Origin of the sequence: Ureibacillus chungkukjangi (genome assembly GCF_044795995.1) — a bacterium.
Lineage (GTDB): Bacteria > Bacillota > Bacilli > Bacillales_A > Planococcaceae > Ureibacillus > Ureibacillus chungkukjangi.
Genome location: NZ_CP085009.1, coordinates 3,164,446 through 3,187,753 on the forward strand (window position 1 = coordinate 3,164,446; position 23,308 = coordinate 3,187,753).

The window sequence follows — 23,308 nt, forward strand, 5'->3', positions numbered from 1 at the left end:
ATACAAAACGCGTAAACCCTCAAAAGTTTACGCGTCTTTTTGATTTTAAATTTATAGATAGCATAAAACACAGAAACTAAATCTAGTCACAGGCTAACGCTACTAGCTAGATTTTTTTAACGAACTCAGACTTTAGCTTCATGGCACCAAACCCATCAATTTTGCAATCGATATTATGGTCTCCTTCTACAAGTCGGATATTTTTCACCTTCGTGCCAATTTTCAAGGTAGACGAACTTCCCTTTACCTTTAAATCTTTAATAACTGTTACTGTATCCCCATCAGCTAAAATATTGCCATTTGCATCCTTTGCAACAAGCACATCATCCTCAGCTTGTTCTTCTCCTGCTGTCCACTCATGGGCACACTCAGGACACACAAATAATTCTCCATCTTGGTATGTATATTCTGAATTACATTTTGGGCAATTCGGTAAACTCAATTCAATTCTCCTCCAATCTTCTTAGATCAAGTCTTAAGTATATAGAAATCTCTTCCTTTCCACCATACTTTCTAAATATCCTGGATTGAATACGATTTAAAGGACAAATATTTCTCTTTTTTGTACAAACTAATATTTAAAAATATGAAAGTGAGCTTATTATGAAACAAATTTTAATTACTGGGACAGCTTTAGTTTTACTATTTTTACTCTCAGGATGCTCCACTGCTAAATTTGAAGCTGAACATGATTTTAAGGTAATGGATTTTGACTACACCAATCAAAAAAACGAGCAAGTGTCCTTAGCAAGCTTAAAAGGGATTCCATGGCTTGCCATGTTTATCTATACTCGCTGTGATACAGTCTGCCCACCCATGACCTCCAATATGATGGATGTTCATGCTGCTATTGAAAATGAAGGCATTCAAAATTATAAAATTGTCGGCTTTTCAGTTGATCCTGCTTATGACACACCTGAGGTATTAGATAACTATTTATCCTACTATCCTGTGGAAAATGAGTCGAAATGGGAGCTTTTAACAGGCTATGAGCAAACAGAAATATCTCAATTCGCTCTCCAGTCCTTTAATACCGTTGCCAAAAAGTTAACAGGCAGTGATGACGTAATCCATGATATAAAGTATTTTCTTGTAGATTCGAACGGAACAGTCGTTAAATCCTATGATGGTTACAGCAACGTGCCTACTCAGGATATTGTTAGTGATTTGAAGAAGTTGGCTCAGTGAGGAGCCGAAAAGCTTTCGGGATACCTGCTGTGAAGATTAGCGTTAGATAAGGCTGAGAACCTCGTCTAATTTATTCTAAAATTAAAACAGGGCCTCCAATATTTTTGAAGTGCCCTGTTTTTTTTACTTATTCAAATGTTGGTTTGTAGAACGAGCGGTTATCTAGTGGGAATAGTCTTTCTGTGAACTCGCCTGGTTTGGTTTTAGCTAAGGCTCTTGTAAGCATATTCATCTTCGCATCGATATTATCGATGTAATGGAGAATTTCTGCCTCTTGGATCATAGGCTTCTTCGGACTTCCCCACTCTTCTTTTCCATGGTGGGAAAGAACAATATGCTTAAGAATAACGACTTCTTCTCCATCGATATTTAATTCTTTTGCTGCTTGTCCAATTTCGTCTACCATAATTGAAATATGGCCAAGTAAATTCCCTTCAACCGTATAGGAAGTTGCAATCGGTCCTGTAAGTTCCTTTACTTTTCCGATATCATGTAAAATCACACCAGCATAAATTAAATCTCGGTTTAAGGATGGATATAGATCACAAATAGATTTTCCAAGACGCAGCATTGAAACAACATGGTCTATTAAACCTGACGCATAGTCATGATGGTTTTTTGAAGCTGCTGGAAAAACAGTAATTTCTGGTTGATACTTTTTCAGAATGTATCTTGTAATTCGAGAAATACTTGGATTTTTAATTTCAAAGAAATATTGTGTTAGTTCTTCATACAATTCTTCCTTTGGCGTTGTAGCTGACGGTAGAAGGTCATTTATCTGGATTCCCTCTTCTGGCTTTACAACTCTGATTTGCTTAATTCGTAGTTGATTTTTCCCTCGATAATCGTGAATTTCTCCGCCGACCTGTACAATTACCTCAGGACGATACATGTTTTCATGGTCTTCATTTGTATCCCATAGCTTCGCCTCAATATCCCCACTCTTATCTTGTAGGATGAGTGTCATGAAAGGTTTTCCTACGGTTGTAACACCTTTAGTAGCTTGCTTGATCAATAAAAATTGGTTTACTTGTTCACCCGCTTGGAGTTGTGTGATTCCTTTCATATAGAAAACACTCCTTTTTATATACTAGTTCATTTTTCGATACCACTATTGTAACATGCAATCTCGACTGATACGATTGAAATTCTAAAGAACTACTTCTTTTACCTAATAGAAAATAACTCCTTCGATTAATTGAATTTTCTTTATTTACGATGAATTATCTCAATATATCTTGTATAATGTACTATATCTTCTATAAAAAGGGGTAGGGATGATATGGAAAATTTTCGATTTACAGCGTTTGAAAAAACAGGGGAAATTTTATTTGATGAAGTTTGGACATTTGAAAGTGAAGAGATTGCCAAAGTGGAAGGTCAAAAGCAAATAGAAGAAAAAGGCGTAGAAGAAAAAACTCATCGCCTAGTGAACTCTTCTGGTAAGCTTGTTTTATTCCATATTTAACTTTTAGCAGCATAAAAGACGTCTCGATGAATATCTCGAGACGCCTTTGTTTTATTTACCTTTAAATTGTTGTGCTCTTTTTTCTATAAATGCTTTAATGCCCTCTAAATGATCCTCTGTTTTACGCATTTTCACTTGCCCGCTTGCTTCCTTTTTCAAAATGCTAGTAAGTTCAGGCAATTTTTCTGAATGCAAAATCTCTTTCGTTTCAAGCATTGCTAAGATTGGAGAGGATAAAAACTTCCCAACAAGCTGGTCTACAAAGCTACCCGCTTCCCCTTCTTCAACATGGTAATCGATCAGCCCTAAGTCATGCGCTTCTTTTGGATTCATGACATCGCCAGCCCAAATTAAATGTTTTGCTTTTGGTGTGCCCACTCGCTCTTTCATAAAGAAATGACCAGCACCGTCTGGAATTAATCCAATTCCTATAAAATTCATTGCAAGCTTACTATTCTCCTCTGCCACGATAACGTCACACCCAAGTGCCAAACTAAAGCCAAGACCTGCCGCTGCACCACGAATTTCTGCAATCGTAATCATCGGTAATTGGTAAAGAGCTAATACCATACGCGTTATGTAGCTCATAATGTTTTCGAAGTCCTTAGGCTCACCTGAGGTTACCATCATTTTAATGTCACCACCAGCTGAGAAAATATTCCCTTCCCCTTTAATGACTAAAATTTGAACCTCTGGATTATCCTTTAAGAATTCTAAGCAATCAGCAAGCTCCTGCATCATTAATAGATTCATAGAATTTGCAACGTTCGGTCTGTTAAAGGATAAGGTTGCACGTCGATCAGCAATCTCTATCTTGATTGTTTCATAAGCCATTCTATTACCCCCAAGTTTAAAATGAATATCCATTCAGTATATATATTCAACTTTTCTCTACATTTTCCCTTTATTTACTTAAATATTCACCAACTTTTCTTCCAGTAAACAGACATCCTCCAACAAATGTCCCCTCCAACGATCGATAGCCATGAACGCCACCTCCACCAAAGCCACTCACTTCACCAGCTGCGTACAGTCCTGGAATCGGCTCCCCGCTTTCACCAAGTACTTGTCCATTTAAATTTGTTTGCAGGCCACCTAAAGTTTTTCTCGACAAAATGTTTAGCCTAACTGCAATCAGCCGCCCATTTTTTGAATCTAGAAGCTTATGTGGTTTAGCTACTCTTATTAATTTATCGCCCAAATATTGTCTGGCACTTTGAATTGCCATTACCTGCATATCCTTTGTAAACTTATTATCCAGCTCACGATCCCTAGCTAGAATTTGATCTTTTATTTTTATAAAATCGAGCAATTCGTTGCCAGCCAGCTTGTTCATGCCTTCTACTAAATCCTTCAAGCTATCTGCAATGATAAAGTCCTCGCCATTATCCATGAAGGCCTTTACTGGAGCTGGTGGACCTGGTAAAACTCGCTTTAGTATTTGTTGAATGCTTTTGTTTGTAATGTCTGGATTTTGTTCAGATCCCGATAAAGCAAATTCTTTTTCAATCATTTTTTCAGTTAATATAAACCAAGAATAATCGTACCCAGTTTTTGAAATAGCCTCTAAGGTACTTAGAGTATCAAAGCCGGGGAAATTTGGAGCACCAAAACGATTTCCTAATGCGTCAAACCATAAAGAAGATGGTCCTGGTAATATTCTTATTCCATGATTATGCCAGATTGGATTCCAGTTTTTCAGCCCCTCAGTGTAATGCCACATTCTGTCTCTGTTCACAATTCTTGCGCCAGCATTCTCTGAGATTTTCAGCATTCGTCCATCCACATGAGCAGGAACCCCTGTCACCATATTTTGCGGTGGCTCCCCAAGTCTGCTTGGCCAATTTTCTCGCACAAGCTCTAGGTTTGCTCCAATTCCTCCACTAGCCACAATAACTGCATCGCCATAATATTCAAACTCCCCTACCTCTATTCTCGAGCTTTCCTGCCCTCGCTCAATTGAACTTTCTTCAAGGACCTTCCCTTTTATTCCTACAACTACTCCATTTGAAGAAAGAAGCTCATCTACCTTATGGCGAGGTTTATAATCTATTTTGCCTTCTAGTGAAGCTTGCTCGACCTTTTTGGCAAAAGGCTCAACAATTCCCGGACCGGTTCCCCAAACAATATGAAAACGAGGTACTGAATTTCCATGTCCGCCAGCTAATGAGCCTCCTCTTTCTGCCCAACCGACAACCGGAAAAAATTTTACGCCCAGAGACTGTAACCATTCATATTTTTCTCCTGCTGCAAACTCCACATAGGCTTTTGCCCACTGATATCCCCATTCATCCTCGTCTTCTAATCTATCAAACCCAGCAGTCCCCATCCAATCTTGCCATGCTAATTCCTTAGAATCCTTAATGCCAAGCCTTCTTTGCTCTGGAGAGTCCACTAAAAATAAGCCACCGAACGACCAAAATGCTTGCCCACCAATTGAATTTGCAGGTTCTTGGTCAACTAGTAATACTTTTTTCCCTGAGTCGATTAATTCACAGGCAGCTGTTAGACCTGCAAGACCTGCACCAACAATCACAACATCATATTTCACATTTCCACCCCTTTTGACTATTAGCCTATATATAGATTTCTTGATGCATTTTTTGTTTCCCTTTAAACTTTATTTTTTATTTTTTCATTTGACTGACAATATTCGCTTTATCGCGTTAATTGTGTAAATTACTTTTATCGTTTTCTAACATCCCTGTTAGCAATAAATGCAATAATATTCTGACTTTTAAGCTTATTTTATTTATTACGAGGAAATTCCTTCCGAAAATACGTTATCCAATTAGCGAACATTATTTAAATGAAATGTAAATATAGTTCGTGTTTTAATGTGAAAAGTAAGCCTTTTCATAATGTTTTTCAAATTATTTTAGATATTCTGTTGACAGAACTGAACAATAGGGATTATGATGTTAACAATTAAATCAACGAAAAATATAACGATGGAGACATGCTCGTTCGATTGAAATCCTTAGAGAGCTGATGGTTGGTGAAAATCAGTGATTTCTACGATTGTAGTTCCACTCCTGAATAGATAAGCTGAAAACTTAAAGTATGCTTGTCCGTGTCATGCACGTTACGCATTTGCTTAGAGGCTGACCAAAATTATTTTTGGCAGCGAATAAGGGTGGTACCGCGTAAGTTTGTTAATTTTGCCTTTCGCCCCTTACATAAAAATATGTAGGGTGTGGGAGGCTTTTATTTTTTTCATTTTTTAATTCACTTCTAACATCAGGTGTCAACTTAATTGTCAAAATAATTAGTAAATTCATTTAAGGGGAGAGATTATTTATGGTAACAAAAACTGTAACTGCAACTAACTTTATTAATGTCTTTATCGCTGATCCACTAAGTGAGGATGGGATTTTCCCTCTTCGCCAAGAAACAGAATTAAACCTAAACGTTGTAATCGAAACAGGCCTTACACCGGAACAATTAATCGCTAGAATTGAAGATGTTCATGTGCTTTTAGTACGTAGCCAAACTAAAGTGACGCGTGAAATTATTGCTGCTGCAAAAAACTTAAAGTTAATTGGGCGTGCTGGTGTTGGCGTTGACAATATTGACCTAGCCGCTGCTACTGAACATGGGGTAATTGTTGTCAATGCACCGGATGGTAATACAAACTCTGCTGCAGAGCATACGATTGCAATGATGACATCACTTGCTCGTCACATCCCTCAGGCTTATAACGCCTTAAAAAATGGGGTTTGGGATCGTAAATCTTATGTAGGTGTAGAGCTCAAAAACAAAACTTTAGGTGTTGTTGGTTTTGGCCGTATCGGAACAGAAGTAGCTTTCCGCGCAAAAGGTCAACGAATGAATGTTATTGCATATGACCCATTCCTAACTGAAGAACGTGCAAAAGAGCTTGGCATTACAAAAGGGACTGTTGATGAGGTGGTTCAAGCTGCTGACTTTATCACGGTACATACGCCATTATTACCAGAGACACGCAACTTGATAAATAAAGATAAATTCGCAATCATGAAAAACGACGTACGCATTATAAACTGTGCACGTGGTGGTATTATTGATGAGGAGGATTTATATAATGCTATCGTTGAGGGTAAAGTAGCAGGCGCTGCACTTGACGTTTTCGTTGAAGAGCCAGCAACAAATCATAAATTACTAACTTTACCTCAAGTAATTGCTACACCCCACTTAGGTGCATCAACAATCGAGGCACAAGAATCAGTAGCTGTTGACGTTTCTAACGATATTATCAAATTCTTTAAAACAGGCACGGTTACAAACCCAGTGAACATGCCATCCATACCAAAAGAATTATTGGCACAGGTAGAGCCATTCTTTGAACTAGCAGAGAAATTAGGAACATTCCTATCTCAAGTTACAACTGAGCCGATTAAAGAAATCAACATTTCATATGCGGGCGAAGTGGCAAACTATGATGTGCGTCCCTTAACTTCAAATAACTTGAAAGGCTTATTGAAGAAAAATCACGGAGAGCATGTAAACGATGTGAATGCACGCTACTTATCTGAACGTATCGGCATTAAAATTAATGAACATAAAACAACAACTGCTAAAGGGTTCACAAACTTAATAACAGTTGAAGTGAAGACTGAAAACGAAGTTCACACTGTAGCTGGTACACTGCTTAATGGTTTAGGTGCACGTATCGTGAAAGTAGAAAACTATGTAGTAGACGTGATTCCACAGGGTCACCTACTTTACATTAAAAATACTGATAAACCAGGAGCTATCGGCCGCGTAGCTACAAAGCTTGCAGAAAAAGATATTAACATCGCAACTATGCAGGTTGGCCGCGATCAAATAGGCGGAACAGCAATTATGATGCTAACTATCGATAACGAAGTAACATCTGAAGACTTAAACTACGTAGAACAGCTTGAAAATATTGATGAAGTAAAAGCAATCACACTTTAATAAGGTGGAATGCCTCACGACGATTTTGTGGTGAGGCATTTTTATGTGTTTTAAATGAAGCTTGTGTATTGTGGATGTAGTTAGATCGAGTTCAACAGGAGGAGTGAGGTGTAATTTTGCTGTGCGATGCGGTGTCTGATACGGTTTGGACTGTGGTTAGCTTTGGGAATGAGGTTCATTTTGGTTATGAAGTGCATCACGGGCTTACTTTTACTTGCCGCATTCCCCCCTTATGAAACGCATCCCCACCCACAAACAAAAAACAGATGAAGGAAACTCTATCATTTCCCTCACCTGTTTCTAGTTAATCTATCGTTTTGAGCAGCTCCAGAAACTCTGTCAGAGATGCTACTTCATAGGTTGGTTCTACTTCTGTATCGTTTACTTTGCCTTCACGATTGATCCATACGTTTTTCATGCCTACGCCTGCAGAGCCTTTAATGTCTGTGTTTAAGTTGTCGCCAACCATAATTCCTTCACTTGCTGTAATCCCTGCTTTATCCATCATAAATTCAAATAGCTCTACTTTTGGCTTACCTTTTCCAAATTCACCTGAAATGATAACTAGATCAAAATAAGGGCGAATCTCTGGAGTGATTTCAAGCTTTAGGTTTTGTAAACTTGGTGCTCCATTTGTTAGTAATACCAGCTGATATTTATCCTTTAACTCATCTAACACTGCATATGTATCCTCATATACAAATGGGGATTTTTTACGTTCCTCAACAAAACGCTCCCCTAATTCAGCACCAAGTGTCGCATCGTCAATGCCAAGAGTCATTAAGCCTTTTGTCCAGGCTTCTTTGCGATATGCCGGAATAATCTCTTTCATTTTTTGAAAGGATTCTGTTGGATCGTCAAATGTTCCCCATAGTCCCTCAAAGGGATTAATGCCAATTAGAACAGTATAATCGTAAGTTTCGTAGGCTTCATACAACTTTCGGGCTTCGATTTTTACAGCTTCTTCAAGCTCAGCTGCATCAATATAGCATATTTGCTGTGCATACTCACAGGTTTTTTCAAAAGCAGTTTTCACACTATGCTTATCCCATAATAAGGTATCGTCTAAATCAAAAATAATTGTTTTTATTGGCATGTCCCTATCTCCCATATCATTCAATTTGCTATCTATTCGGCGTAACAACTATGTTTTCACTAATAATTTTATCATAATTTCAGAATTATTAGGATAATAGATTCCAGCTTATTTGTCCTTTTACCAAATAATATCTGGTCACCTAATTGAAGTTATACAAGCTCTGGCAACAGCATATGTTCATTTAAACACCAATTAGCTACCAGAAGAGGGAGAGAGATGATGATTAAAAAGTTTGCATCTGACGCTCTAGGACTATCGGATATTGGGAAAATGTTTGAACCCTTTGATTATGATAAAACGGAATCGGATGATTATCTTCTTTACGAAATGGGAGAGCATATTTACTTTCTTGTTAAAACCAAGACAGATGAATATTGCTTTACTAATTTAGCATTAATTCATGTGTACGGTGATTCAGCTGTTAGTAAAAAACGTACATTAAAACGCTATGACTATAAATTTAATACATTACGTCAAGTATCCTTCGAAACAATCGGAACAATGGATTTAGATAATGAAATAAAATTCACGATTGGTGAAACTGCTTTTAACATTGAGATTCATAAAAAATTTTCTGAGAAAGCAAAAGACCTGTATAAATGCTTAGTCACAATGGAGCGAATCATGCGTGAAAATGAAAAGCATCGAAACTATATGTTCGATAGCTTAGAATATGCCACGAGGAGCCTTGCTTCTTCAGGACATGGCCAAGCTTCTCCTTCTGAATCCTTTAAATCCATCGCTGAATTTACAAATCAATGGTTACAGGAAAGTAGCCGAAACTACACAAAAGAAGATTATAGTGATGTATTTGATCTGTTTATAAGAAATTAAATGATAAAAACCCGTACTCTTCCTACTACGAGTACGGGTTTATTCATCATAATGCTAGTTTTTCTGATTTTTCAATCGGTCCAATAAATTTTGAACTTTTTCTTTTTGCGCCTCCGTTTGCTCTTGCAAAACTGTAATTTGATAATTTTCTCCATCATCGAGGATTTGCACTATATCCCCTTCATTTACTGGAACATCAATCTTTGCACGATGGATTAATAATTGATCCGTTTCGTCAGGTCGTTTTAGGAATATCGCATAATCCCCTTCGAAACGATCTAATGTATAAGCGTTATTGTTCACTAACAATTTCCCCTTTCGGATTTAGTAGTTGGGCAGTATCACCACTATTTAACCACACTTGACGACCTGTCCATTTTATATAACCATCCCCATCCTTTGCATCAGGACCACTAGTAACAAAAATTATTTGTCCCGAGGATAATGTAAGCTTTGGGAAAGTAAACATTTGATTGCCTTCTACTGAATAGAGCTGCCAATCAGCTAGGTTTACATCTTCTGTACCATTATTTTTAATCGCTACAACTTCGCCTTCTAAATCTAAGTTATCAATCACTATATCTCCAGTTGTTTGAATGTTCTTCTTATCCTTATTACTATTAGTGTTTGGGTCGCTCTCGCCTTCACCGTTACTCGATGGCGCTATTGAGCTTGTTGCCCCGATTCCTGTCCATTCATCAGCTAGAACGTCATACTCTTCTCCATCTGTTTCAACTACAATAGTTCCCGCTTCAGCTGTACCGTAAATTTTACTTCCAACCTGCTGGAGATTTTGAATAACCTCATAATGAGGATGTCCATAAGAATTATCTTGTCCATAGCTCAATATTGTCGTTTCTGGATGGACTGCTTCTATAAACTGTAAAGAACTGCTTGTATTTGAACCATGATGGCCTGCCTTTAAAATCGTTGCACGCATATCAAACTTAGCCATCATTTCTTCTTCTAACTCAATTCCCGCATCACCTGTTAATAAAAACGAAATCTCGTCATAGACTAGCTTTAAAACAATTGATGCGTCATTGTTATCTTTTGCATCATGATCTGCACTTAAAACTGAAATTTGGAGTTTATCATCAAGTAATACATCCTCATTTATACTTGCCACCTGAAATGGAATATTGTTAGTTTCAATAAGCGATAACACTTCTTCATAAGTTGCCGATGTATGTACTTTGCCCGAATCAATAAAGTTATCAATTTTAAGTGTATTTATCACTTCAATTAAGCCGCCAATATGATCTGCATCGGGGTGGGTTGCAACAACATAGTCTAATTTTTCAATACCAAGACTGCTCAAATAGTTAACAACCTCCTGACCTGCCCCTTTTGTTCCTGCATCGATAAGCATATAGTGCTTGTTTGGAGACTCAATCAAAATGGAATCGCCCTGACCGACATCTATAAAATGCACTCTCAATAAATCATTGACTACCATCGTTGAATCGGCAGCCTCATCTTCAATCTGTTCATTTTGATTTTTGGTTGCTGGATTACTCGACGTACTATCCGTATTGCTCGAGCAACCAACTAGAAATAATATACAGCTAACTATAACTAAAATTTTTCGCATAATGTCTTTTCCTTTCCTTCACAATTTACATTATACATAGTGTAAATGCATTTAATCTTTAGATACCCTTTTTTTCGCAAAATAAAAGGAATAGCATTATTCGCTATTCCTTTTAAGTATTCACTGTATATTGATTACGTCCATTACGTTTTGACTCGTAAAGAGCATCATCTGCTAATTTAAAGATTTCCTTATAATCCGTTAGCATCCCATTCACATTAGTACTAACACCTAAACTTATACTAATCGATATCTTTTCTTCATCGAGTTCAATAATTGTGTCTGATATGTGATTATAAAGATTATCAACAATTTCTATCAGCTCATCCTTCGATGAAACTTTAACCATTGCAACAAATTCATCTCCACCATAGCGTGCAAAAATACTATCATATGCCGATAAATACTCAGCTGCCAAATTGGCAACAGATTTTAATACATCATCCCCTACAAGATGGCCAAATTGATCATTTATTTGCTTGAAATAATCGACATCAAGGATAAAAAAGCCGATTAATTGTGCAGTCATTTTCGCTTCTTTTAACCACTTTTTAATAGTTTTCTCAAAGTAACGGCGATTGTAGCAGGATGTCAGGGGATCCTTAGTTGAAATCGATTCAAATTGTTTTTCATTTTGAGTCATTTCGATTTGCAGTAAATTCTGATTTAAATTAATTCCTTTTATCTTCAAAAGGATATCAATATAATCCCTTTGTACGGCAATTAGAAGATCCTTGTCGTTTAACTCCGTGACTACCTCTAACAAGATATTATTGATCTCTTCTAATAAAATTAGATCATTATTTTTCGAAGCAAAATCCTTGGCTTTTACTAAGATTTCATTTGCTTCTTCAAAACGTTGTTGTGCCTTAAACCACAGTCCCTTATATTGCAATACGTAAATAGACGTTTTCATCCATTGCTTGCCATCTATATAGTCAAACAGAAAATCAAAAAGCTCTTCTGTTTTTTTAAATTCTCCCAAGTTTGTATAAGCCTTGGCTAAATTTAGCTTCAGCAGTACCATTAGCTCATCTTCATTTGACTCATCCAGTTTTTTTGATAAATCAAGACCCTTTTGAAGATGTTTAACCGCACTTGCTGGATCTCCTTCAACTAAGTGGTAAACGCCCAGATTATTGTAGATTTTACACAGAGTGAGAATATCATTTAATTTCGTTGCAAGAGCCTTCGCCTTATTTAGATATTCGAAATTCTTCTTTTGATTACCAAGTTCTCCGCAAATCGTAGCATACATATTTAAATAAATTGTTTTTTGTCCATCTGCTCCATGCTCATCAATCCACTCTGTAACTTTTTTCAAATCACCAATACAGCTTTGGATATCCCCAAGAATAAAATATATTTTACTTCTTTTTATATATAAATCTATTAATAAATTATAATTTTTTTCTTGTAATGCAAGACTTGCTGTTGGTTCAAATAAGTTTAAAAATTCGTTAAAGCGGTCTTCTCTAACTAGAGCTTCCATGGTAATTTTCAATTCTTCTAGTTCTTGCAACTCATCACTCCCTAACCAATCCCCATTACTTTTCTCTTAATAATCATAATCTATTTATACATGATTTACGAATCATTTACAATAAATGTAATCTAAAAATCTTGCAAAAATGAAAATTCAGTCTTTTTAAACACTATATCATTTCAACTTTTTTTTTGAAATAACAAAATGAGTTAATTACTATAAAATACACCTTTAAGCCATTATAAAAAGGCCCCCAAAAATATCGGAAGCCTCCTTAATTTTTATAGGTAACCATTCGTGAACAGTGACTCTAAAAGTGGGCTGTATTGCTTTTTAGCAGCATTATATTGTGCGATAATCTTTGCTTCATCTTTCTCTATTATTGCTACCCGTTCCAATATTTCTTTAGTTAACTGTTGGGAATCGGTCGACACGACTAAATGCTGTAATCCAAGTGATGCCGCATTATCAAAAATTTTAAATCGATAACCCAATGCTACTGCTGGGACTTTTGCTGTAAAGGATAAGTAATTTGCATGTAGTTTAAAGTTAATAGTTCCCATGCACTGTGATAATTTCTCCATAAGCTTTTTCTCTTTATAAAGATTCTTATCAAGAATTACATTTTGGGAATCATTTATTTTTTTGTATAATCTTTCACAATGTGGAATATCATTGCCCCACACGGTATATATCATAATTTTATATCCTGATTTGATCAGTTCTTTAGCTGCCATCACTAACTGATCCTCTACTTTTGCTTCATTTCCACCATATAAACGATTGAATGTAGTTCCCCAGTTGATGCCAATTATTTTTTCTTTTTTATTTGTCAGGTTCGGTTTTTTCAATAATAATCCTGGATCACCAATAATTTTTACTTTTTTCGCTTTTTCAGTACCTAGCATAATTTCAATAGCTTTTTTTGTTAATGGACCTCGAACTCCTACAAACGATGCTTTTTCGATTACTTCTTCTAGTACCTCTACATCCTTTTGCTTGAAGTTTTGCTCCATAGATTTTAACTGATTATTTTCTAATAAATCAAGATTTTTCTTTTCAATCCAGTCGATTCCTGAACCCCATATCGCTACTGGTTTTCCCTGATGCAATGCTTTTTGAAGAATTTGAAGATACCCCGGTAGTAAGAGAGAGCCGCCTCCTAATATGACCATATCATATTTTTCAAGACTTTTAAGATCGACTCCCGGTACAGAGGGGGTAATTTCAAACTCCTTTACATCTAAAAACTCTCCGCATTTCTCTTTAAAAATGTTCCACAATAATTCATCACCTAAATTATTGAAGCCAATCCAGCCAATATACAGGAGATTTTTCAACTTCCATTCCCTCCTTTCACCGTTTCGGAGTAAATTTTCACTATATCAATAGCTACTTTTTTAATATTAAATTTTTCTTCTACTATTTCATGAGTTTCGAGACCGTTTTTCTTTAAATATTCTTTATCCTGTAAAACTCGCTTTAGATTATCTCTCAATACATGTCTACTGCAAGGAGATTTCGAATCATGGTCTCCAAAATAATACTCCCACGCCTCATCAAAATTGTCCTTTGTGACAGCGCCAAAGTAACCATGATTACCAGCTGTTATAACCGTTTTTGCTGAAGCCATTGCCTCTAAAGCTACACGTCCTGTTCCAACCACACAATCTGCCATTGAATAATAAGCATGCATATCCCTCTGTTCCCCTACGATATGAATGAATGACACCTTGCACAGTTTTTCAATATAATGTGCCAATACTCTTATATCATTTAACTTATTGCCATCACCGACAACAACGAGATGAAGATTGGGAATAGGATTTAATTTCAAATCCTTGCAGGCTCTTAGCAGCATTGAACAAACATTCGCTTTAGCCCACGCTATCCTGCTTGCATATAAAACAACTACAGATTCTTTAGGTATTTTCAAAACTTTTTTTAGCTCTTCCGTTGATCGATTCACCGAATATGCCTCTATATCAATACCATTCGGTACCAGCTTAATATTTTTTGCTCCAAATGACTTTATATACTCGCATAAAGGTGGGCTAACACAAATAATAGTATCCGAATATTTCAGTAGCATGCGAATTTCCTGTTCGGGATAATAGGTTCCATGTACTGTAAAAACTGTTGCAATCCTCTTATTCTTCGCAGCCTTCCCCGTTAAGTAGCCTGAAGGAGTTTGATGAAAGTGAGCTACAGAAATTTTTTCAGATTCAATTATATCTTCTATTTTCCTCAGTAATTTTGCTTCATCGCTCTTTTCGAGAGTTAGGGTGCGTGGAAAATCAATATGATGAATCGGGCAGTTCAAAGCTTCAAAGGAACTAATCAAGCTTCCTTCTTTTCTTGCCGCAATTGAAACATAGACATTTTTTTTTATTAGCTCCTTTGCTAATGACAATATGTGAGTTTCTGTACCCCCTACATATAAAGCATCAACGACAAGTAAGACCCTTTCATTATCCACGTTTTTCACTTCCATAGAATTGTTTAGACCGTTGTTTATCATGGGTGCGATAGAAATACAATGCTTCTTTTAAGTTATCTATCTTAAGATTGGCATTTAAGAATTTTACGATAAATTCATAATCCTCTGCCCCAGTGATTCTCCGAGTTGGTCCCCCAACTATATCAAAAATCTTTCCCCTAAAAAGAATTGTTCCATGACAGATACAGTGCTTACCAGCAGCATAAACTTTTCGGATAGAATCATAGCCATAATGCAGCCAGTTAGCTTCTTTGCCATTATCCTCTTTATTTTCACTAATCAATTGATAATTCGTACCTATTAAATCATAATCCGTATTCTTCAACATAAAGTCTATTTGTTTCTCAAAGCGAGAAGGATGTGAAATATCATCTGCATCGTTAACTGCAATATATTCACCAGAGCTCATAAAATATCCGATAGTAAGGGCACCAGCAAACCCTGTATTTACTGGAAGGTTACATATAATAATGGGGAAAGAAGGATTTGATGTTTTTATCCACTTTTCCACTACGCTTTTTGAATCGGCTACACTAAGTTGGACAGATACTATAAGGGCTAGTAGACTTAACATACTAACCTAAGGGAGCGTGCTACTATGTCACGTCAACGTCGAACTTTTACACCAGAATTTAAACTTCAATTAGTCAAGCTTTATGAAAATGGAAAGTCTCGTGCAGATATCTGTAGAGAATATGAAATCACGCCATCTGCATTAGATCGCTGGATTAAAAACCATCAAGAAACTGGGGCCTTCACTGCGAAAGAGAACCGTACTGATGAAGAAAATGAGTTAATAAAATTACGTAAAGAAAATCAACGTTTAATGATGGAGAATGACATTTTAAAGCAAGCAGCGCTGATCATGGGACGAAAATAGATGTGATTCGAAATAACGCTCACAAATATTCAATATCAGCAATGTGTAACGTCCTCAACATCGCCAAAAGCACATACTATTATCATGCCAATTTGAGTGAAAAAGAAGCACATAACACAGAGGAAGTAGAACTTTCCAACGAGATTGAACGACTCTTTAAAGAAAGCCGTAGTAACTATGGTACTCGTAAACTAAAAGTAGAATTAAAGAAGCAGAAGATGGTAGTTTCTAGACGTCGAATCGGTCGAATCATGAAACAATTAGGACTGGTATCAAAGTATACCGTGGCACAATACAAGCCGTATAAACAAACCTGTAATGAAGCACCCATCAAAAATGAGTTACATCGTCAGTTTAAACAAGAAGAGCAATTAGCTGTAGTTGTAAGTGATTTAACATACGTCCGTGTTGAGAAAAAATGGCACTATGTATGCTTATTTGTCGACCTTTTCAACCGTGAAATTATTGGTCACAGTGCCGGTCCTAATAAGACAGCAGCCCTTGTGTATCAAGCATTAGCCAGCATTAAAGGGAATTTACATAACATCAAGATGTTCCATACAGACCGTGGAAAAGAGTTTGATAACAAACTAATTTCAGAGGCACTAGAAACATTTGGGATTCAAAGATCATTAAGTATGAAGGGTTGTCCCTATGATAACGCCGTGGCCGAAGCGATGTTCAAAGTATTTAAAACCGAATTCGCAAACGGAGCACACTTCGCTTCTCTTGAACAGCTCGCTCTTGAACTTAATGATTATGTTCATTGGTTCAATAACATTCGAATTCACGGAACACTAGGTTATTTATCGCCAGTGGAATTCAAGAACAGGTCCTTATAAAGATTGTCCAGTTTAGTGTTGACATTCCATTTTGTATTATCAGTAGATGCATCGTTTACTAAAATTACTTCCATATTTTTATAGGTTTGAGATAATAGGCCGTTTAAGCACTCTTCAATATATAGAGATGCATTATAAATTGGTACTACAACGCTAATTAACCCTTCTTTTCTTTTTTTCACCTATATCACCTCCTTTGTTAAACTATGAAATTTCTATCAAATTATCTGTGCGAAATACTCAATTCTATAAAATTTTAGAGAAAAGATAGATAAAATAAGCCATTAACCCAAACATTTCAACTCTATTAAACATATACTTCTTACAGATTGACTAAGAAAGGAGATTAACAATGTTGCAAATTGGTTTAGCTCTTAAAGCGTTAGAAGGCTCAGATGTTGAGATCTTAACAGAATACTCTAGTGTCACTGGAGTATTAGTTGAAGTCAAACCAACTTATATTGTTTTAAGATCAAGTTCTGATCTATTTTATATCCCACTAGTAAGTATTCTAAGTTTTGCAAATTAAAATAGGAGGTGTTTAAATTGTTCGCAAGTTTACTATCTCTTCAGTTACGTACTCTAATAAATCAACCTATCAGAGTTGCTGTTGGCGAAACTCTATTTACAGGAACACTGTTATCAATTAGTGGTAACATCTTAACCTTAACTGAATCCACTGATTCATATGAAAGAGCTACAAGAAGGATTTCAGTGAACCTAAGACAGGTAAGCTTTATTCAAGTATCTGCTTAATAAAGCTGCAAAAGGACCGGAAAAAATTCATGTCCGGTCCCTTTTTTATGCAATATAAAAAGGCAGAGGTTTTTTTGTTCCTCTGCCTTAAATCTATTGTTTTACTTGTGTGTTATATAATTCATTTAACATTTCTACTTTTTTCTCTATTGCTTCTTCAAAAGTCATAATATATGCAGCTGGGTCCTTTGGATTGTGGAACTGCGTGATTTTCCCTGATGTAGGATTTACAAATTTAGTGGAAGCACCACAACCAATTCCTAAAATCGTTTGAACCTCCTCCATAATAACAATATTATAGATACTTTCTTCACTTGGTTTACAATACCCAACGTTCTCTAAGTTACCTAAAATGTTTTTCTGGCGATATAAGTAATAAGGAACATAGCCATTTTCTTTCGTCCAGCTACTAGCCATATCCATCATTTTCGTTACTGTATCGCGATCAGCGACTTTATATTTATCTTTATTATGCGTCATTTCAGATGCACGTTTAAATGACAATGTATGAACAGTTAGTGATTCTGGCTGCATTTTAGCACTTTCGTCTAAAGAATGCTGGAATTCTTCAATCCCTTCGTTCGGAAGTCCAATGATTAAGTCCATATTGATATTATTCATTCCCGACTCTCTCGATAACCAGAACTTTTCGATTGTTTCCTGAACTGTGTGGTGACGACCGATTGCTTTTAAGGTTTCATCAGTATAGCTTTGTGGATTCACTGAGATTCTGTCGATTCCCCATTTTTTCAATACTTCAATCTTCTCTGGCGTAATTGTGTCAGGTCTACCAGCTTCAACAGTGATTTCACGAATCTTCTCTGGATTTGGGAATGCTTCGAACATTGTTTTATATAAGGCATCCATTTCATCGGCTTCAATTGATGTCGGAGTACCTCCACCCCAATAGACAGAAGTAATATTCATATTGTTGTCTTTTAACCATTTCCCCATTGCTCGAATTTCGATATGCAATCCATCGATAAACGATTCCACACGTCCTGCTTTACGATTACTTTGAATTGCATAAGCCGGGAAAGTACAATAAGCGCATTTAGTCGGACAGAATGGGACACCAATATATACAGAAATCTCTTTTCCTAATTCGTCTAGGTCTGGAATTGTAATCAGCTGACGTTTCACAATTTCACTCATTAGCGCAATTTTGGAATCGGAAATTCGGAAGTCTTTCTTTAAGATTGCATAAATTTCTTCATCACTCTTACCTTGTTTACGGTAATTATGGTAAAGCTTTGTTGGACGCACACCAGTTAAAATGCCCCATTGCTGTATCATACCTGTAAACTGTTCAAGTACATCTAGCATGACGTGAGAAAGAGCACGCTTCATGCGAATTCCTTGTTCCTTTTCCGTGCCTTCTGTTTCATAATGAATAGAATAATTGCTTGTATATTTTTGACCATCTACTGTTAAGTTACAGGCAGTATGGATTGTATAATCTTCGTCAATAGAGTGCTGGAAACGGAAAGATAGCTCAGCATCCTCTGCTGACACAACAATCTTAGAGTCTTCATAAAACAAATTCGCAATATGATTTAAAACGCGATTCCAATCCTCTTTAAACACTTCATTTATTTCAATTTTTTTCATCACTTGTGTCTCTCTTCCCTATTAATTTCACAATCCTGTTAACAACAAAGGAGAAATTACTCTAGAGCGAGTAATTGCACTGAATTTCAAACGTTAATTATAACACGTCTCTTTAATATAACAAATGATGTAGAGGAAGGATAATAATTTTGATTTTTATTGTCACAAATTAAAACATTACTAATAAAAATTTTAATATAGTGTTGGTTGGTGCGCTATCCAAGAGGCCAACACGATGTTGGTCATGGGAGCGATGTCGCAAGGACGCGACGTTCTCGCACCCCACACAAGCCGCAGAGCCAACTTGTTGTCTCTACGACTTGTCTTTGGGGCCAACACGACGTTGGTCATGCTGCCAATGCAACACGATGTTGCGATTTTGGCAGCTGCTTTTGTGAAGGTCTAGCTCACATTGAAACTACTTCTAAGTTTTCTGGATATATTACGCAGCTTACGTGGTAGGCTGCGTATTCTAAATTAGATATCTTTCTGGATATTATGGTAATAGAATTGTTTCTCATTTTCCCATTCCTGAACTCCACTACTAAAATGTTCAAAAAAATCCCAAAAGCTAAATTTTAGCTCTTGGGATTTTAAGGTTGTTATAGTCCGTCGTATAGAGATTGGATTGGTTGGACTAGGATGCGGTTTACTTCTTCGATTACTTTGCTTAGTGCCATTTCTGCTTCTAGCATTGCTAGGATCGTTGGGCTTGATTGGGCTAGCTGAGCTGTTTTTTGTGCGTGTAGCAGCTCGTCTTCAAGTAACTGTTCACCGTTCATTTGTTTTTGTTGCAGCTTCATTTGTACGTCACGGAAGTTAGCAAATAGCACTCTTGCCTCTTCGTCTGCACGAACTGCTTCAACAGAATCCTTTAAAACTTTGAATTCGTCTGTTTGACGCATAGTTGCTTCTAATTTGTTAATGTCATTGTAAATGTTGATCAAAATTTTACCCACTCTCATTTTTATTTTCGCTCTTGTATATGATGCATTCTTGATTTTTGTTTAGGTAGGAGATGTCTGATAAGCGAAGAAATTTCGGTTATTGTGTATTTAGAGCACTTTAGAAGCAATATAAAGGGAAAATTTCCTGTTAACTGCTTCAAATGAGTCAAAATCTAGGGATTTAGCTACAATAACCGAAAAAACTTCCTTTATTTTCAAGAAAATCAAGGTATTCTCCAATTTAACCGGAATTTTTCCTTTTATTTCACACACCAACATACCCACATCCCACAAAAAATCAACATTCATCTATAACAGAGCTATTAATTTAATAGGAAGACAATTAAACCCTGTACAATACCTATTAATCCACCTAAAACTGCTCCTAAAATGGTAATCATTTTTAATTCCTTTGAAGCGATGCTTAGTACTAGCTCCTCCAATTTCTCCAATGGGAAGGAATCCACTTGTTCACGAACTACCTCATCTAAATTTAAACGATTTACTACATCTTCAAGCTTGTTTTTAGCTTCTTTAAAGCCTTTCTCTACTAATTTTGGTAGTAAATCATGCTTTACATAGTCATTACCTTGTGGCCAATAGTGGCGAATCGGCTGATTTAAATGCTCACGAATGTTCAGCTCTTTTTTCGCGTAACCCTTGATATTACTTAGGATTGAATCAAAATCTACTTCCTCCAAGTAATTCATAATTGGCTGCTGCTTTAACTTATCCCATTCCTGGGAGATGATATTAACTAATAAATGCTTTGTTCCAGGTGCTTTTAGGAAATTGATTAGCTCTCGTTGAATTTTCGTAACTATTGATGCTGAGTCACCTAAAAACATTTGAATCATTCCACCGAAGGAGCCTTTAGAGCCCAAGAAATCATCCATCATGTTTTTAATAGTTGCTTCGCCTTTTGGAGAAAGGAAATACTCTTCCCCTTTTTCTAAAATATAAGTCACAACCTCAGGGATTTTTCTATCAATTACCTCATGAACATTACTTGGCAGTAAAGCATCGATTGATTTTGTTGATAAAGTATTTCTCATTGAATGGAATTGCTTTTCAATAATCACATCTACTCTTTGCTCAATTGTGTCAGGTAATTGCTCAAATCCGCCCTGTTTGAGCCAATCATAAATTGTCTTTTCATCTGTAAAGAGCGTACCTTCAATTTTCTTTCCGGCAAATTCCAAAACTGTGGATTTAATATCCTCATTAAAAAGCTTTTTACGAAACACCTCAGGAGTGAGTAAATAATTCCTTACTGTTATACCAATTTGCTTTGATAATTCCTGACGTCTTTTTGGAATGAGGCCAGGAGTGAATGGCAAACGCCACTTTTTAAGATAGATTGCATTGTAAGGTCGGAATAGCATTTTAATGGCTAAAAAGTTTGTAAAGCCACCAATAATTGCACCGACAATTGCCATAAAGATTATGGTAATCACTGCATTTTCCATTTAAATCCTCTCATTTCTTTCAAACTCGTACCTATTATATCAGAGTCAGGTCCTATAAAGAAATGTTAGCCATTCCTCCTAACTTTTAGTACGATTAACTTATGTTGAAAGTTTCAGGAAGGGGATATGTATGATTCAGCATTTTAACTTTAAGCCTTTGTTCGAAAATAATTTACTGCCGGGGTGGGCAATTTCGTTTTACTATAAACAGCAATTATATAAAGCTGAATATAAAAAAGATGGGAAAATCGTTTGGATTGGAGAAAAGCCTTTAGACAACGACCTGGCTACCGTCGAAAAAATGATTCACGAGCTTATGCTTTTCCATGTCTATGATTGATGATAAAAACTATACTTTCCTAAATACAAAAAAGCGAGTTCGACTTAGTGAACTCGCTTTTTTCTATACCCGTTATGATTCTTCCTTCACCTTATACTTCCTACTAAATACTAAATAGAAATAAGTTGAAGCTACTAAATAGATACAGCCTGTTATTGAGAACGTGTATGCGTAACCCCAATAGTTCCCATAGGTTGTAACAAGCCATGCAGCTGGAAGCCCCATCGTTGCCCATCCAATATTGAACACCATTTGACTAACTGAATTGGCAAGGCCCTTATATTTGTTGTGAACCACATCCATTGCGATGGCACTTTGAATTGGGTTCCCTGCATTCATCAGCGCCTGTCGCATTAAAAACCCAATTGAAGCAATAAGCAACGAATTTGTAAAAGCCGTTAAAAACAGGAACGGAATCGATAGTAATTGAAAAATAACTAATGCACGAACCTTTCCTACCCTTTTTACAAGCAAGGGACCAATCAGCATTGCAACTGCTGTCATGGCTGATCCTAAAGCAATAATTAACCCGACATAGGAATTTGACGCATCAAAGCGATTCGCAAAATATAGGTTCAAATATGGGATAACTAGCCCTGACCCGGTACCGATTAGTAAGTTGGCAATTCCGAATAAGACAATCATGCCAAAGTTCTTTTTAAAGCTACTATCCTCCGAGTCCTCCATCTCTTTAGGAGACTTTAGTAATCTACCCTGTGATTCGTTTTCTGACTTAGTAGTACTAAGGGATAATAGAGGCAGCAAACCGAAGGCGAAAATTACCGCTCCTAAAAGCAAGGAGCTTCTGATACTCTCAACTGCTCCGATATTGAAAATATGCTGAAATCCATCAGATACAAGCCCGCCAAGTAAGTTCCCGATTACATTTGCAACCGTGACGATTGCAAAATGGATGCTGAACAAATTCATTCTTTCAGTTGGTTTTGAATTCTCCGCTAAAAATGGAACACCAGAAACCTGAACAAATGCCCATACAATCCCTGTCAAAAAGGCAAATATCAAAATCGGCTGTTCAACCGAAACAATACTCCTCCCAAAGAGCATAATGGCAGAAACAAATGTACCGACTAGTAAAATGGATTTCCGCCCGATACGATCACTTATAATCCCTGCAGGCACTAACATCAAAGCAGTAGCTAATGAAGTGATTGAAATGACACTACCATTAACTGCCTCTGAATAACCTAACTCACGTATGTAAAGATTGTACATTACACCAAATACACCCATCCCAATTTGAATGAGTATATTGCCAAGCATAAATAATTTTATGTTCCTATTAAAGGACATAATATTAGAGAGCCAATCTCTGAGTCTTTTATACATGGCACAATCACCACTTCCCGCACTTTA

Annotated in this window: 24 protein-coding genes and 1 other annotated feature; of the genes, 8 read left to right on the plus strand and 16 right to left on the minus strand. The window is 36.5% G+C overall.

Going from position 1 to position 23,308, the window contains the following annotated elements; all coding sequences use genetic code 11:
* Nucleotides 1–106 precede the first annotated feature (106 nt).
* The gene (locus LG296_RS15735) at nucleotides 107–442 is read right to left on the minus strand and encodes a zinc ribbon domain-containing protein YjdM (RefSeq protein ID WP_107933753.1); all 336 of its coding nucleotides are present in this window, start codon (nucleotides 440–442) and stop codon (nucleotides 107–109) included.
* A gap of 161 nt (nucleotides 443–603) precedes the next feature.
* Between LG296_RS15735 and LG296_RS15740 the strand changes: the two genes are divergently transcribed.
* Complete coding sequence (locus tag LG296_RS15740; RefSeq protein WP_404427222.1) at nucleotides 604–1,188, plus strand: SCO family protein; 585 nt, start codon at nucleotides 604–606, stop codon at nucleotides 1,186–1,188.
* A 127-nt stretch (nucleotides 1,189–1,315) separates the two neighbouring features.
* On the opposite strand, the gene yhaM is transcribed toward LG296_RS15740, so the two are convergent.
* On the minus strand, nucleotides 1,316–2,254 hold the full coding sequence (gene yhaM / locus LG296_RS15745) for a 3'-5' exoribonuclease YhaM (RefSeq protein WP_251400084.1): 939 nt from the start codon (nucleotides 2,252–2,254) through the stop codon (nucleotides 1,316–1,318).
* A 216-nt stretch (nucleotides 2,255–2,470) separates the two neighbouring features.
* Here yhaM and LG296_RS15750 point away from each other — a divergent pair, with 216 nt between their 5' ends.
* The gene (locus LG296_RS15750) at nucleotides 2,471–2,656 is read left to right on the plus strand and encodes a YhzD family protein (protein ID WP_107933759.1); all 186 of its coding nucleotides are present in this window, start codon (nucleotides 2,471–2,473) and stop codon (nucleotides 2,654–2,656) included.
* A gap of 51 nt (nucleotides 2,657–2,707) precedes the next feature.
* On the opposite strand, the gene LG296_RS15755 is transcribed toward LG296_RS15750, so the two are convergent.
* Nucleotides 2,708–3,490 (minus strand): enoyl-CoA hydratase, encoded by a 783-nt coding sequence (locus LG296_RS15755; RefSeq protein WP_404427223.1) that lies wholly within the window; start codon nucleotides 3,488–3,490, stop codon nucleotides 2,708–2,710.
* A gap of 70 nt (nucleotides 3,491–3,560) precedes the next feature.
* The gene (locus tag LG296_RS15760; protein WP_404427224.1) at nucleotides 3,561–5,207 is read right to left on the minus strand and encodes an FAD-binding dehydrogenase; all 1,647 of its coding nucleotides are present in this window, start codon (nucleotides 5,205–5,207) and stop codon (nucleotides 3,561–3,563) included.
* Nucleotides 5,208–5,595: 388 nt separating this feature from the next.
* Nucleotides 5,596–5,835, plus strand: a binding site (T-box leader).
* A 121-nt stretch (nucleotides 5,836–5,956) separates the two neighbouring features.
* Here LG296_RS15760 and serA point away from each other — a divergent pair.
* Nucleotides 5,957–7,576, plus strand: a complete 1,620-nt coding sequence (gene serA / locus LG296_RS15765) for a phosphoglycerate dehydrogenase (RefSeq protein ID WP_107933765.1) — start codon at nucleotides 5,957–5,959, stop codon at nucleotides 7,574–7,576.
* Between the two features lie 304 nt (nucleotides 7,577–7,880).
* Here serA and LG296_RS15770 read toward each other — a convergent pair whose 3' ends face one another.
* Nucleotides 7,881–8,672 (minus strand): HAD family hydrolase, encoded by a 792-nt coding sequence (locus LG296_RS15770; protein ID WP_251400078.1) that lies wholly within the window; start codon nucleotides 8,670–8,672, stop codon nucleotides 7,881–7,883.
* A gap of 222 nt (nucleotides 8,673–8,894) precedes the next feature.
* On the opposite strand from LG296_RS15770, the gene LG296_RS15775 reads away from it, so the two are divergent.
* Nucleotides 8,895–9,509: a PH domain-containing protein gene (locus tag LG296_RS15775; RefSeq protein ID WP_107933793.1), complete on the plus strand. Its 615-nt coding sequence runs from the start codon at nucleotides 8,895–8,897 to the stop codon at nucleotides 9,507–9,509.
* Between the two features lie 54 nt (nucleotides 9,510–9,563).
* On the opposite strand, the gene LG296_RS15780 is transcribed toward LG296_RS15775, so the two are convergent.
* The 6 genes from LG296_RS15780 to LG296_RS15805 all read right to left on the minus strand — a co-directional run bounded on the left by LG296_RS15780 (nucleotide 9,564) and on the right by LG296_RS15805 (nucleotide 15,663).
* The gene (locus LG296_RS15780; protein WP_107933769.1) at nucleotides 9,564–9,812 is read right to left on the minus strand and encodes a DUF3006 domain-containing protein; all 249 of its coding nucleotides are present in this window, start codon (nucleotides 9,810–9,812) and stop codon (nucleotides 9,564–9,566) included.
* The gene (locus LG296_RS15785) at nucleotides 9,802–11,103 is read right to left on the minus strand and encodes an MBL fold metallo-hydrolase (RefSeq protein ID WP_251400075.1); all 1,302 of its coding nucleotides are present in this window, start codon (nucleotides 11,101–11,103) and stop codon (nucleotides 9,802–9,804) included. The genes LG296_RS15780 and LG296_RS15785 overlap by 11 nt, the downstream gene beginning before the upstream one ends.
* A 112-nt stretch (nucleotides 11,104–11,215) precedes the next feature.
* Entirely contained in the window at nucleotides 11,216–12,625 is a 1,410-nt protein-coding gene (locus LG296_RS15790) for a GGDEF domain-containing protein (RefSeq protein ID WP_251400072.1), read from the minus strand.
* 245 nt (nucleotides 12,626–12,870) lie between these two features.
* Entirely contained in the window at nucleotides 12,871–13,929 is a 1,059-nt protein-coding gene (locus LG296_RS15795) for a polysaccharide pyruvyl transferase family protein (RefSeq protein ID WP_404427225.1), read from the minus strand.
* Entirely contained in the window at nucleotides 13,926–15,068 is a 1,143-nt protein-coding gene (locus LG296_RS15800; RefSeq protein ID WP_181418083.1) for a glycosyltransferase family 4 protein, read from the minus strand. Before LG296_RS15800 ends, LG296_RS15795 begins: the two co-directional genes overlap by 4 nt.
* On the minus strand, nucleotides 15,061–15,663 hold the full coding sequence (locus tag LG296_RS15805; RefSeq protein WP_404427226.1) for a glycosyltransferase: 603 nt from the start codon (nucleotides 15,661–15,663) through the stop codon (nucleotides 15,061–15,063). Before LG296_RS15805 ends, LG296_RS15800 begins: the two co-directional genes overlap by 8 nt.
* Before the next feature lie 24 nt (nucleotides 15,664–15,687).
* On the opposite strand from LG296_RS15805, the gene LG296_RS15810 reads away from it, so the two are divergent.
* Nucleotides 15,688–16,811 (plus strand): IS3 family transposase gene (locus LG296_RS15810; RefSeq protein WP_404426987.1). Its coding sequence is split into 2 segments (ribosomal slippage): nucleotides 15,688–15,934 and nucleotides 15,934–16,811, totalling 1,125 coding nucleotides; the frame shifts between segments, so codons are not numbered across the junction.
* On the opposite strand, the gene LG296_RS15815 is transcribed toward LG296_RS15810, so the two are convergent.
* The gene (locus LG296_RS15815) at nucleotides 16,772–16,993 is read right to left on the minus strand and encodes a glycosyltransferase family 2 protein (protein WP_404427227.1); all 222 of its coding nucleotides are present in this window, start codon (nucleotides 16,991–16,993) and stop codon (nucleotides 16,772–16,774) included. The genes LG296_RS15810 and LG296_RS15815 overlap by 40 nt on opposite strands.
* Nucleotides 16,994–17,163: 170 nt before the next feature.
* On the opposite strand from LG296_RS15815, the gene LG296_RS15820 reads away from it, so the two are divergent.
* Both LG296_RS15820 and LG296_RS15825 read left to right on the plus strand, forming a co-directional pair.
* The gene (locus tag LG296_RS15820; protein ID WP_107936613.1) at nucleotides 17,164–17,340 is read left to right on the plus strand and encodes a DUF2642 domain-containing protein; all 177 of its coding nucleotides are present in this window, start codon (nucleotides 17,164–17,166) and stop codon (nucleotides 17,338–17,340) included.
* A 17-nt stretch (nucleotides 17,341–17,357) separates the two neighbouring features.
* Complete coding sequence (locus LG296_RS15825) at nucleotides 17,358–17,567, plus strand: hypothetical protein (protein ID WP_107936611.1); 210 nt, start codon at nucleotides 17,358–17,360, stop codon at nucleotides 17,565–17,567.
* Nucleotides 17,568–17,660: 93 nt separating this feature from the next.
* Here the strand turns inward: LG296_RS15825 and LG296_RS15830 are convergent, their stop codons facing one another.
* The 3 genes from LG296_RS15830 to LG296_RS15840 form a co-directional block, all read right to left on the minus strand.
* On the minus strand, nucleotides 17,661–19,178 hold the full coding sequence (locus LG296_RS15830) for a coproporphyrinogen III oxidase (protein ID WP_107936609.1): 1,518 nt from the start codon (nucleotides 19,176–19,178) through the stop codon (nucleotides 17,661–17,663).
* A gap of 602 nt (nucleotides 19,179–19,780) precedes the next feature.
* Nucleotides 19,781–20,125: a YlbF family regulator gene (locus LG296_RS15835; protein ID WP_107936627.1), complete on the minus strand. Its 345-nt coding sequence runs from the start codon at nucleotides 20,123–20,125 to the stop codon at nucleotides 19,781–19,783.
* Nucleotides 20,126–20,448: 323 nt separating this feature from the next.
* Nucleotides 20,449–21,594: a DUF445 domain-containing protein gene (locus LG296_RS15840; RefSeq protein WP_107936607.1), complete on the minus strand. Its 1,146-nt coding sequence runs from the start codon at nucleotides 21,592–21,594 to the stop codon at nucleotides 20,449–20,451.
* 130 nt (nucleotides 21,595–21,724) lie between these two features.
* Between LG296_RS15840 and LG296_RS15845 the strand changes: the two genes are divergently transcribed.
* Nucleotides 21,725–21,934 (plus strand): YheE family protein, encoded by a 210-nt coding sequence (locus LG296_RS15845; protein ID WP_107936605.1) that lies wholly within the window; start codon nucleotides 21,725–21,727, stop codon nucleotides 21,932–21,934.
* A gap of 72 nt (nucleotides 21,935–22,006) precedes the next feature.
* On the opposite strand, the gene LG296_RS15850 is transcribed toward LG296_RS15845, so the two are convergent.
* Nucleotides 22,007–23,281 (minus strand): MFS transporter, encoded by a 1,275-nt coding sequence (locus LG296_RS15850; protein WP_107936603.1) that lies wholly within the window; start codon nucleotides 23,279–23,281, stop codon nucleotides 22,007–22,009.
* Nucleotides 23,282–23,308 lie beyond the last annotated feature (27 nt).

What these genes read in the sequence shown, in the direction of transcription:
- LG296_RS15785 (WP_251400075.1), bottom strand. Translation starts at nt 11,103, where the DNA reads ATGCGAAAAATTTTAGTTATAGTTAGCTGTATATTATTTCTAGTTGGT.
- LG296_RS15840 (WP_107936607.1), bottom strand. Translation starts at nt 21,594, where the DNA reads ATGGAAAATGCAGTGATTACCATAATCTTTATGGCAATTGTCGGTGCA.
- yhaM (WP_251400084.1), bottom strand. Translation starts at nt 2,254, where the DNA reads ATGAAAGGAATCACACAACTCCAAGCGGGTGAACAAGTAAACCAATTT.
- LG296_RS15845 (WP_107936605.1), top strand. Translation starts at nt 21,725, where the DNA reads ATGATTCAGCATTTTAACTTTAAGCCTTTGTTCGAAAATAATTTACTG.
- LG296_RS15750 (WP_107933759.1), top strand. Translation starts at nt 2,471, where the DNA reads ATGGAAAATTTTCGATTTACAGCGTTTGAAAAAACAGGGGAAATTTTA.
- LG296_RS15805 (WP_404427226.1), bottom strand. Translation starts at nt 15,663, where the DNA reads ATGTTAAGTCTACTAGCCCTTATAGTATCTGTCCAACTTAGTGTAGCC.
- LG296_RS15850 (WP_107936603.1), bottom strand. Translation starts at nt 23,281, where the DNA reads ATGTATAAAAGACTCAGAGATTGGCTCTCTAATATTATGTCCTTTAAT.
- LG296_RS15820 (WP_107936613.1), top strand. Translation starts at nt 17,164, where the DNA reads ATGTTGCAAATTGGTTTAGCTCTTAAAGCGTTAGAAGGCTCAGATGTT.
- serA (WP_107933765.1), top strand. Translation starts at nt 5,957, where the DNA reads ATGGTAACAAAAACTGTAACTGCAACTAACTTTATTAATGTCTTTATC.
- LG296_RS15755 (WP_404427223.1), bottom strand. Translation starts at nt 3,490, where the DNA reads ATGGCTTATGAAACAATCAAGATAGAGATTGCTGATCGACGTGCAACC.
- LG296_RS15770 (WP_251400078.1), bottom strand. Translation starts at nt 8,672, where the DNA reads ATGCCAATAAAAACAATTATTTTTGATTTAGACGATACCTTATTATGG.
- LG296_RS15740 (WP_404427222.1), top strand. Translation starts at nt 604, where the DNA reads ATGAAACAAATTTTAATTACTGGGACAGCTTTAGTTTTACTATTTTTA.
- LG296_RS15830 (WP_107936609.1), bottom strand. Translation starts at nt 19,178, where the DNA reads ATGAAAAAAATTGAAATAAATGAAGTGTTTAAAGAGGATTGGAATCGC.
- LG296_RS15775 (WP_107933793.1), top strand. Translation starts at nt 8,895, where the DNA reads ATGATTAAAAAGTTTGCATCTGACGCTCTAGGACTATCGGATATTGGG.